This is a genomic window from Streptomyces sp. NBC_01268, from assembly GCF_036240795.1.
Classification (GTDB): domain Bacteria; phylum Actinomycetota; class Actinomycetes; order Streptomycetales; family Streptomycetaceae; genus Streptomyces.
Genome location: NZ_CP108454.1, coordinates 2213443 through 2224417, shown reverse-complemented (window position 1 = coordinate 2224417; position 10975 = coordinate 2213443). Strand labels below are relative to the sequence as shown.

General features: G+C 72.3%; 7 protein-coding genes. 4 read left to right on the top strand and 3 right to left on the bottom strand.

All coding sequences use genetic code 11. From position 1 onward, the window contains the following. Positions 1-46 precede the first annotated feature (46 nt). From OG309_RS09690 to OG309_RS09680, 3 genes are all read left to right on the top strand, one after another. Complete coding sequence (locus OG309_RS09690; protein ID WP_329419778.1) at positions 47-775, top strand: VIT1/CCC1 transporter family protein; 729 nt, start codon at positions 47-49, stop codon at positions 773-775. 482 nt (positions 776-1257) lie between these two features. After that, positions 1258-5829 carry a glutamate synthase large subunit gene (gene gltB, locus OG309_RS09685; protein ID WP_329419776.1) on the top strand — a complete coding sequence of 1524 codons (4572 nt, stop codon included), beginning with the start codon at positions 1258-1260 and terminating at the stop codon, positions 5827-5829. Next, positions 5822-7282: a glutamate synthase subunit beta gene (locus tag OG309_RS09680; RefSeq protein ID WP_329419775.1), complete on the top strand. Its 1461-nt coding sequence runs from the start codon at positions 5822-5824 to the stop codon at positions 7280-7282. The genes gltB and OG309_RS09680 overlap by 8 nt, the downstream gene beginning before the upstream one ends. 225 nt (positions 7283-7507) lie before the next feature. Here OG309_RS09680 and OG309_RS09675 read toward each other — a convergent pair whose 3' ends face one another. The 3 genes from OG309_RS09675 to OG309_RS09665 are packed head-to-tail and all read right to left on the bottom strand — an operon-like array spanning position 7508 to position 10250. After that, complete coding sequence (locus tag OG309_RS09675) at positions 7508-8407, bottom strand: alpha/beta hydrolase (protein WP_329419774.1); 900 nt, start codon at positions 8405-8407, stop codon at positions 7508-7510. Beyond that, positions 8404-9126 carry a glucose 1-dehydrogenase gene (locus tag OG309_RS09670; RefSeq protein ID WP_329419772.1) on the bottom strand — a complete coding sequence of 241 codons (723 nt, stop codon included), beginning with the start codon at positions 9124-9126 and terminating at the stop codon, positions 8404-8406. Before OG309_RS09670 ends, OG309_RS09675 begins: the two co-directional genes overlap by 4 nt. Continuing rightward, positions 9123-10250 carry an LLM class flavin-dependent oxidoreductase gene (locus OG309_RS09665; RefSeq protein ID WP_329419770.1) on the bottom strand — a complete coding sequence of 376 codons (1128 nt, stop codon included), beginning with the start codon at positions 10248-10250 and terminating at the stop codon, positions 9123-9125. The genes OG309_RS09670 and OG309_RS09665 overlap by 4 nt, the downstream gene beginning before the upstream one ends. 96 nt (positions 10251-10346) lie before the next feature. Between OG309_RS09665 and OG309_RS09660 the strand changes: the two genes are divergently transcribed. Beyond that, complete coding sequence (locus OG309_RS09660; RefSeq protein WP_329419769.1) at positions 10347-10931, top strand: helix-turn-helix transcriptional regulator; 585 nt, start codon at positions 10347-10349, stop codon at positions 10929-10931. The last annotated feature ends 44 nt before the right edge of the window (positions 10932-10975 follow it).

Here is a 10975-nt window from a genome sequence, read left to right as displayed (position 1 = left end):
GAAGGGGGCGGGCGTGCCGAACCCGCTGGAAAGACAGGGGAGAAGCATGTCCATCATCGAAGCCGTCGCACCGCTCCACGAGGCCCACCGCGACAACCACAGCCACCGTGACGTCAACGGCGGCTGGCTGCGCCCGGCGGTCTTCGGCGCGATGGACGGACTCGTCTCCAACCTCGCCCTCATGACCGGTGTCGTCGGCGGCGCCGTCTCCACGCAGACCGTCGTGATCACCGGCCTCGCCGGTCTCGCGGCCGGCGCCTTCTCGATGGCCGCCGGCGAGTACACCTCGGTCGCCTCGCAGCGCGAGCTGGTCCAGGCCGAACTCGACGTGGAGCGCCGTCAGTTGCGCAAGCACCCGGTCGACGAGATGGAGGAGCTGGCCGCGCTCTACGTCTCCCGTGGCGTCGAGCCCGGACTCGCCCGCGAGGTCGCCATGCAGCTGTCCCGGGACCCGGAGCAGGCGCTGGAGATCCACGCCCGCGAGGAGCTGGGCATCGACCCCGACGACCTGCCGTCGCCGATGGTCGCCGCGGTGTCGTCGTTCGGCTCGTTCGCGCTCGGCGCCCTGCTGCCCGTGCTGCCGTTCCTGCTCGGCGCGACCGCGCTGTGGCCGGCCGTGCTGCTCGCGCTCCTCGGGCTCTTCGCCTGCGGCGCCCTGGTCGCCCGGGTCACCGCCCGCAGCTGGTGGTTCAGCGGCCTGCGCCAGCTCGTCCTCGGTGGCGCCGCCGCCGCCCTCACGTACGGGCTCGGCATGCTCTTCGGCGCCGCCTTGTAGGCCCCGCCCGCCCCGCACGTGTTGCGAAGGCCCCCGGTCCCTGACCCGGGGGCCTTTCGCATGTCCGAAGACACGACCGAGGGCCCCTGTCTCTGTGACGTATCTCCCGGAGCGGATCCACCGTTCCGGTGAGACACTATGCGCAGCGCCACATAACTAGCCGGTTACCCGGCGGTTTCGAAAGCCTGACCACCGGGCATGAGGCGTAAGCGCCGCGGGCAATGAGGCCCGCTCTGTGACGGGTCGCGGAAGACCCCCGGAAATCTCGATCCGTCCCCCCCCCATGGGAGCCATGGGAGCCCTTCAGTTCCCATGTCCCACCGCTGGATCATTGCCACCGCTCGCACGCGCGGTGTCCGCATGCTGGAATGAGCTATCCACTTTCCGAGAAGCCAGCCATCATGTAACCTGCACGAAATTTCGCGGAGGGCCAACGTCGTCCCTCGGCTGCTGCATATGCCACGACGACGACGGGAGAGCCGATGCGTTCCGACGCCTGGTCGCCCATGGACGGTCGCCCCGCCCCGCAGGGGATGTACGACCCCCGTAACGAACACGACGCCTGCGGTGTCGGGTTCGTGGCCACCCTCACCGGTGTAGCCAGCCACGCGCTGGTCGAGCAGGCGCTGACCGTACTGCGCAACCTCGAGCACCGAGGCGCCACCGGCTCCGAGCCCGACTCCGGGGACGGCGCCGGAATCCTCTTCCAGGTCCCCGACGCGTTCCTGCGCGAGGTGGCCGGGTTCGAGCTCCCCGAAGCCGGCGCGTACGCCGTCGGCATCGCCTTCCTCCCCGCCGACGGCTCCGCACAGGCCGTCTCGCGGATCGAGACGATCGCGTCCGAGGAGGGTCTGAACGTCCTCGGCTGGCGCGAGGTCCCCGTCGCCCCCGAGCTGCTCGGCGCCTCCGCCCGCGCCACCATGCCGGTCTTCCGCCAGCTCTTCGTCGCCGACGGCGAGAACAGCGGCATCGCGCTGGACCGCAAGGCCTTCGTCCTGCGCAAGCGCGCCGAGCGCGAGGCCGGGACCTACTTCCCGTCGCTCTCCGCCCGCACGATCGTCTACAAGGGCATGCTGACCACCGGCCAGCTGGAGCCCTTCTTCCCGGACCTGTCGGACCGTCGCTGCGCCACCGCCGTGGCCCTGGTCCACTCCCGGTTCTCCACCAACACCTTCCCGAGCTGGCCGCTCGCCCACCCGTACCGCTTCGTCGCGCACAACGGCGAGATCAACACGGTCAAGGGCAACCGCAACTGGATGACGGCCCGCGAGGCCCAGCTCGCCGGCGACGTCTTCGGCAGCGGCGCCGACGGCCGGGGCATCGAGCGGATCTTCCCGGTCTGTACGCCGGACGCCTCCGACTCCGCCTCCTTCGACGAGGTCCTGGAGCTGCTCCACCTCGGCGGCCGTTCCCTCCCGCACGCGGTCCTGATGATGGTCCCCGAGGCGTGGGAGAACCACGACTCCATGGACCCGGCCCGGCGCGCGTTCTACCAGTACCACTCCACCCTGATGGAGCCCTGGGACGGCCCGGCCTGCGTCACCTTCACCGACGGCGTCCAGGTCGGCGCGGTCCTCGACCGCAACGGTCTGCGCCCCGGCCGCTACTGGGTCACCGACGAGGGCCTCGTCGTGCTCTCCTCCGAGGTCGGCGTCCTCGACATCGACCCCGCCAAGGTCGTCCGCAAGGGCCGCCTGCAGCCCGGCAAGATGTTCCTCGTCGACACCGCCGAGCACCGCATCATCGAGGACGACGAGATCAAGGCCGCCCTCGCCGCCGAGCAGCCGTACGCGGAGTGGCTGGAGACCGGCGAGATCGAGCTCTCCGACCTCCCCGAGCGCGAGCACATCGTGCACACCCACGCCTCGGTCACCCGCCGCCAGCAGACCTTCGGCTACACCGAGGAAGAGCTCCGCGTCATCGTCGCCCCGATGGCCCGCAGTGCCGCCGAGCCGATCGGCTCCATGGGCACCGACTCGCCCATCGCGGCCCTGTCCGCGCGGCCCCGGCTGCTCTTCGACTACTTCACCCAGCTGTTCGCGCAGGTCACCAACCCGCCGCTGGACGCCATCCGCGAAGAGCTCGTGACCTCGCTGCGCTCCTCGCTCGGCCCCGGCAGCAACCTGCTCGACCCGACCGCCGCGTCCTGCCGCAGCGTCACGCTGCCCTTCCCGGTGATCGACAACGACGAGCTGGCCAAGCTCATCCACATCAACGCCGACGGCGACATGCCCGGCATGAAGGCCGCGACGCTCTCCGGCCTCTACCGGGTCTCCGGCGGCGGCGACGCGCTGGCCGCCCGCATCGAGGAGATCTGCGCCGAGGCCGACACGGCGATCGAGGGCGGTGCCGGCCTGATCGTCCTGTCCGACCGGCACTCCGACGCCGAGCACGCGCCGATCCCGTCGCTGCTGCTCACCGCGGCCGTCCACCACCACCTCATCCGCACCAAGCAGCGCACCGAGGTGGGCCTGCTGGTCGAGGCCGGCGACGTCCGCGAGGTCCACCACGTGGCCCTCCTCATCGGCTACGGCGCCGCCGCGGTCAACCCGTACCTGGCCATGGAGTCCGTCGAGGACCTGGTCCGGGCCGGCACCTTCATCGAGGGCCTGGAGGCCGAGCAGGCCATCCGCAACCTGATCTACGCGCTGGGCAAGGGCGTCCTCAAGGTCATGTCCAAGATGGGCATCTCCACGGTCGCCTCCTACCGCGGCGCGCAGGTCTTCGAGGCCGTCGGCCTCGACGCCGCCTTCGTCGAGCAGTACTTCAACGGCACCGCCACCAAGATCGGCGGCGCCGGCCTCGACGTCGTCGCCAAGGAGGTCGCCGCCCGCCACGCCAAGGCGTACCCCGCCACCGGCATCCCCTCGGCGCACCGCGCCCTGGACATCGGCGGCGAGTACCAGTGGCGCCGTGAGGGCGAGCCGCACCTGTTCGACCCGGAGACGGTCTTCCGCCTGCAGCACGCCACGCGCTCCAAGCGGTACGACATCTTCAAGCAGTACACGGAGCGGGTGAACGAGCAGTCCGAGCGCCTCATGACGCTCCGCGGCCTGTTCGGCTTCGGCACCGACCGCCCGTCGATCCCCCTCGACGAGGTCGAGCCGGTCTCCGAGATCGTCAAGCGCTTCTCCACCGGCGCCATGTCGTACGGCTCCATCTCGCGCGAGGCCCACGAGAACCTCGCCATCGCGATGAACCAGCTGGGCGGCAAGTCCAACACCGGTGAGGGCGGCGAGGACCCGGACCGCCTCTACGACCCGGAGCGCCGCTCCGCGATCAAGCAGGTCGCCTCCGGCCGCTTCGGCGTCACCAGCGAGTACCTGGTCAACGCGGACGACATCCAGATCAAGATGGCCCAGGGCGCCAAGCCCGGCGAGGGCGGGCAGCTGCCCGGCCACAAGGTCTACCCGTGGGTCGCCAAGACGCGTCACTCGACGCCCGGCGTCGGCCTGATCTCCCCGCCGCCGCACCACGACATCTACTCCATCGAGGATCTGGCCCAGCTGATCCACGACCTCAAGAACGCCAACCCGGCGGCCCGCATCCACGTGAAGCTGGTCTCCGAGGTCGGCGTCGGCACGGTCGCGGCCGGTGTGTCCAAGGCCCACGCGGACGTCGTGCTGATCTCCGGCCACGACGGCGGCACCGGCGCCTCCCCGCTCACCTCGCTGAAGCACGCGGGCGGCCCCTGGGAGCTCGGCCTCGCCGAGACCCAGCAGACCCTGCTGCTCAACGGCCTGCGCGACCGGATCGTCGTCCAGACCGACGGCCAGCTCAAGACCGGCCGCGACGTGGTCATCGCCGCGCTCCTCGGTGCCGAGGAGTTCGGCTTCGCCACCGCGCCGCTCGTGGTCTCCGGCTGCGTCATGATGCGCGTCTGCCACCTGGACACCTGCCCGGTCGGCATCGCCACCCAGAACCCGGTGCTGCGCGACCGCTTCTCGGGCAAGCCCGAGTTCGTCGTCAACTTCTTCGAGTTCATCGCCGAAGAGGTCCGCGAGCTCCTCGCCGAGCTGGGCTTCCGCACCCTGGAGGAGGCGGTCGGCCACGCCGAGCTCCTCGACACCAGCCGTGCGGTCTCCCACTGGAAGGCGCAGGGCCTGGATCTGGAGCCGCTGTTCTTCGTGCCCGAGCTGGCCGAGGGCGCGGTCCGCCACGCCCTGGTCGAGCAGGACCACGGCCTGGAGAAGGCCCTCGACAACGAGCTGATCGAGCTCGCCGCCGAGGCCCTGGGCGCCGAGTCCGCCGAGGCCGCCCAGCCGGTCCGCGCCCAGGTCCCGATCCGCAACATCAACCGGACCGTCGGCACCATGCTCGGCCACCAGGTGACGAAGAAGTTCGGTGGCGCGGGCCTGCCCGCCGACACCATCGACATCACCTTCACCGGTTCCGCCGGCCAGTCCTTCGGCGCCTTCCTGCCGGCCGGTGTCACCCTCCGCCTGGAGGGCGACGCCAACGACTACGTCGGCAAGGGCCTCTCCGGCGGCCGGGTCGTGGTCCGCCCGGACCGCGGCGCCGACCACCTGGCCGAGTACTCCACCATCGCGGGCAACACCATCGCGTACGGTGCGACCGGCGGCGAGCTGTTCCTGCGCGGCCGCACCGGCGAGCGCTTCTGCGTCCGCAACTCCGGCGCGCTGGTCGTCTCGGAGGGCGTGGGCGACCACGGCTGCGAGTACATGACCGGCGGCACGGCGGTCGTCCTCGGCGAGACCGGGCGCAACTTCGCGGCCGGCATGTCGGGCGGCGTCGCCTACGTGATCGACCTCGACCGGAACAACGTCAACTCCGGCAACCTGGGTGCCGTCGAGGCCCTGTCGGACACCGACAAGGCGTGGCTGCACGACGTCGTGCGCCGCCACGCCGAGGAGACCGGCTCGACCGTCGCCCAGAAGCTGCTGGCCGACTGGCCCGCCCACGCGGACCGGTTCAGCAAGATCATCCCCACCACGTACAAGGCAGTGCTCGCCGCCAAGGACGCCGCTGAGCTCGCCGGTCTCTCCGAGGCCGAGACCACCGAGAAGATGATGGAGGCGGCGACCCATGGCTGACCCCAAGGGCTTCCTGACCACCGGGCGCGAGGTCGCCAAGACCCGGCCGGTGGGCGAGCGAGTCAAGGACTGGAACGAGGTCTACGTCCCCGGCTCCCTGCTGCCGATCATCAGCAAGCAGGCCGGCCGTTGCATGGACTGCGGCATCCCGTTCTGCCACAACGGCTGCCCGCTGGGGAACCTCATCCCCGAGTGGAACGACTACGCCTACCGCGAGGACTGGTCGGCGGCGTCGGAGCGGCTGCACGCCACCAACAACTTCCCGGAGTTCACCGGCCGCCTGTGCCCGGCTCCGTGCGAGGCGGCGTGCGTGCTCGGCATCAACCAGCCGGCCGTGACCATCAAGAACGTCGAGGTCTCGATCATCGACAAGGCGTGGGACGGCGGCGACGTCCGGCCGCAGGCCCCCGAGCGCCTGTCCGGCAAGACCGTCGCGGTCATCGGCTCCGGCCCGGCGGGTCTCGCCGCCGCCCAGCAGCTGACCCGGGCCGGCCACACCGTGGTCGTGTACGAGCGGGCCGACCGCATCGGCGGACTGCTGCGCTACGGCATCCCCGAGTTCAAGATGGAGAAGCGGCACATCAACCGCCGCATCGAGCAGATGCGCGCGGAGGGCACCAAGTTCCGCACCGGCATCGAGATCGGCCGCGACCTCACCGCGACGGACCTGCGCAAGCGGTTCGACGCGGTGGTCGTCGCCGCCGGCGCCACCACCGCCCGCGACCTGCCCGTCCCGGGCCGGGAGCTCAAGGGCGTGTACCAGGCGATGGAGTACCTGCCGCTCGCCAACAAGGTCGTCGAGGGCGACTTCGTCTCCTCGCCGATCTCCGCCGAGGGCAAGCACGTGGTCGTCATCGGCGGCGGCGACACCGGCGCGGACTGCGTCGGCACGGCGCACCGTCAGGGCGCGGCCTCCGTGACCCAGCTGGAGATCATGCCCAAGCCGGGCGAGGAGCGGAACCCGGGCCAGCCCTGGCCGACCTTCCCCATGCTCTACAAGGTCACCTCGGCCCACGAGGAGGGCGGCGAGCGGGTCTACTCCGTCTCCACCACCCACTTCGAGGGCGACGAGGAGGGCAACGTCCGCTTCCTGCACCTGGTCGAGGTCGAGTTCGTCGACGGCAAGCTGACCCAGAAGCCGGGCACCGAGCGGAAGATCCCCGCCGAGCTGGTCACCCTCGCCATGGGCTTCACCGGCACGGACGTGGAGAACGGCCTGGTGGCGCAGTTTGGTCTGGACCTCGACGCGCGGGGTAACATCGCCCGTGACGCGGACTTCGCCACCAACGTCGATGGTGTCTTCGTCGCCGGCGACGCCGGCCGTGGCCAGTCGCTGATCGTCTGGGCCATCGCCGAGGGCCGCTCGGCCGCCCGTGGCGTGGACCGCCGCCTGACGGGCGCCAGCTCCCTGCCGGCCCCCATCCGTCCGACGGACCGTTCCCTGACGGTCTGACCGGCCGGACCCCCCGAGAACGTCCCGTACAACGACGTGCGGAACTGAGCGCGGCGCCCCCCGAATGTCCCCGACCGGACGACTGGGTAGGGCGCCGGTGCTCGTTGCGGGGACCCGCGAAGCGCCGCTCCGAGGCCGCTGCGGTGCCCGGGAGCGCCGGTCGGCCCCTCGGTCGGTCAGACCCTCAGCAGGTCAGCCCCTGTGTTCGGTCAGCCCCTCGGCAGATCAGCCCCCCGGTCGACCAGCTCCTCGGTCGGTCAGCCGCCCCAGCCAGTCCGCCGCCCCGTCCAGGGCCTCGTCCGCCTCCGGCAGCACGCCCGCGCCGCCGAGGAAGCCGTGGAACATGCCGGTGTGGACGCGGACCTGCGCCGGGACGCCCGCGGCGGACAGGCGGCGGGCGTAGGCGAGGCCCTCGTCGCGCAGCGGGTCGCAGTCGGCGAGGACGAACAGGGCCGGCGGAAGGCCGGCGACGTCGGGCGCCAGACCGGGCGAGGCGGGCGCCGGGTCGCCGCCGGGGCCCACGTACTGCTCCCAGTACCAGCGCATGTGGGCCGTCGTGTGGAAGAAGCCCTCCGCGTACGTCTCCGCCGACGCCCCGGCCAGACGGTGGTCCAGAACCGGGTAGAACAGGAGCTGCCCGGCGACCTCGGGCCCGCCGGGACCGCGGGCGCGCAGGGCGGCGGCCGCGGCGAGGTTGCCGCCGCTGGAGTCGCCGGCCAGGACCAGCGGACGCCCCGGGTACCGGGCCGCCGCCCACCCCAGGGCCGTGTACACGTCGTCCTCGGCCGCCGGGAAGCGGTGCTCGGGCGCGCGCCGGTAGCCGACCGAGACGACGGTCGCCCCGGTGCGGGAGGCGAGCGCGCGGCACAGCCGGTCGTGGGTGTCCAGGTCGCACAGCACCCAGCCGCCGCCGTGCGCGAAGACGACGACGAGCCCGGCCGCCCCCGCGTACACGCGCACCGGGACGCCGCCCGCCTCCGTGTCCGTGGCGCCCGGCGGGAGCGCGCCCAGGTGCGCCCGCGCCGCCGCCCGCAGCGCCGCCGCGCCCGCCCCGGGACGGGGGAAGCCGGCCGACAGGGCGTCGCACAGGGCGCGGGCGCCCGGGGTCAGGGGGTCGGCCGTCATGCGGTGAGCCCTCCGTCCACGGTGAACTCGGCGCCCGTCACGTACGATGCGGCGTCGGACAGCAGGTAGGCGACCAGCTCGCCGACCTCCTCGGGCCGGCCCATCCGGCCGAGCGGCACGTGCGACCAGTCCCGGTCCGCGACCGCCGCCGTCATCGGGGTGTCGACGGCGCCGGGATGCACCGAGTTGACGCGGACGCCGTACGGGGCGAGGTCCCGGGCCGCCGAGCGGCTGAGCCCGCGCAGCCCGAACTTGCCCGCCCCGTAGGCCGCGTGGCCCGGGACACCGACGAGACCGGCCGTCGACGACACGTTCACGACCGAGCCCCCGCCCGCCGCGCGCAGCGCCGGGAGCACCGCCCGCATGCCGAGGAAGGGGCCGAGGAGGTTGACCCGCAGCAGGAGCTCGAAGTTCTCGTACGTCTCCGACTCCACGGGCGCGGTCCGCCACAGGGCCGCGTTGTTGACCAGGCCGTCGAGCCGCCCGTACGTGCCGAGCGCGGCGTCCGTCACGGCCCGCCACTCCTCGGCCGAGGTCACGTCGTGCCGCACGAAGAGCGCCGCCGGCCCCAGCTCCGCGGCGACCGCGCGGCCCTCCTCCTCGCGTACGTCGGTGAGGACCACCCGCGCGCCCGCCGCGACGAGCAGCCGCGCCTCGGCGGCGCCCTGCCCGCGGGCCGCGCCGGTCACCACGACGGTCCGGCCGTCGAGCCGGCTCACGCGGCGGCCGCCGGCGTGCGGAAGTGCGGGATGACCTTCTCGCCCCACTGCCGGATGGTCTCCATGCAGACCTCCTGCGGCACGGTCCCCATCTGGATCAGGCACATGACCTCGTCGACACCGATCCGCCGCAGCCGTTCGACGTAGGCGATGGCGGTGTCCGCGTCCCCGTAGGCGTGGTCGGTGTTGTAGGTGCCGGTGTCGACGGGCCGGGCCGGGATGTTCGCCTCGTGCAGCCGGGCGACCAGCTCCCGCCGCTCCTGCGCGAGGGCTCCGGCGTGGTCCTCGTCCTCGGCGTATCCGGTGGGCGCGGGGGCGCCGCCGTACCAGTGGGCGATGGACTCGGCGAAGAAGCGCTGGCCGCGGGTGCCCAGGCGCAGGGCGCGGGCGGCGTCGTCCAGGACGATCGTCGGGCAGAGCGCGGAGAAGTGGTCGTTGACCTCGGTGGACACCAGCTGAGAGCCGTCCCGTGCGGCGATGGCCTCGTCGTACGCCTCGCGCATCGCGCGGACGTCGTCGGCGCCGGCGAAGCCCATCACCAGGGCGCCGATGCCGAGTTCGGCGGCACGCTTGAGGGAGTCGTGCTGCGAGCAGGCCATGAAGAGCGGCGGGTGCGGGCCCTGCACGGGCCGGGGCAGGACGGCGCCGGGGCCGATGTCGAGGGAGCCGTGCCACTCGAACTCCGGCTCGCGCCAGGCGGCGGCGAGGATCCGCAGGGCCTCCTCCATCTGCGGCCGGGTGTCGGCCGGGTCCACGCCGAACATGCGGGTCTCCTGCCGGGTCGCGCCACGGCCGGCGCCGATGTCGACCCGGCCGCCGGAGAGCACGTCGAGCATGGCGGTGCGCTCGGCCACCCGCACCGGGTGCTGGTAGCCGAAGGGCAGGGTCACCACGCCGTGGCCGATCCGGATGGTGCGCGTGCGGGCGGCGACCCAGGTCAGGAAGATCTCGGACGCGCTCATGTGGGCGTACTGGGTGAGGGAGTGGTGTTCGACCGCCCAGATGCGGTCGAAGCCCATCTCCTCGGCGTGGACGGCCTGTTCGACGCAGTCGTGGATGACCTGCTGTTCGCGGGCGGGGGTGGGGTCGACGAGCTGTGCTTCGAAGATCATCGAGAACTTCACGGGGAGCTCCTCCCGAAACCGATCGGCTCTATGCCTAATCGAAATACTTCTAGCAGGCATAGGGAGAGGAGGGAAGAGAGCCGTAGACTGCCCACCGTGGTGGACGACGAGAAGGTGCCCGCGCTGCCCGCGACCAGCTGGGCCGTGCTCGGACTGCTCTCCTTCGGGCGGGAGTTGTCCGGCTACGACCTGAAGAAGTGGTCCGACCGCTCGCTCGGCCTCTTCTACTGGAGCCCGTCCTTCAGCCAGATCTACGCCGAGCTCAAGCGCCTGGAGGCGGCCGGCTACGCCACCTCCCGCCTGGTCGCCCCCGAGTCCGGCTCCCGAGACAAGCGCGTCTACCGCATCACCGACGAGGGCCTCGCCGCCGTCCGGGCCTGGGCGCGCACCGCCCCCCTCGACCCGCCGGTCCTCAAGCACGGGCCGATGCTGCGCCTCTGGCTCGGGCACCTCCTCGAACCCGAGCGGACCCGCGAGATCCTCGCCGGACACCGGGAGCACGCCGAGACCATGCGGCTGCGCGCCGAGGCGGACGTCGCCGACGCCGGGGCCGACGCCTCCTGGGCGTACCCGCTGCTCACCCTCAAGTGGGCCGAGCGGTACTACGCCGCCGAGCGCGACCTGGCCGACGCCATGCTCGCGGACATCGAGGAGCTGGAGAGGAACCGCCCGCGGCACTGAGCCCGCGCACGATCGAGTGGCCTGTACGGGACGGCGGACGACCG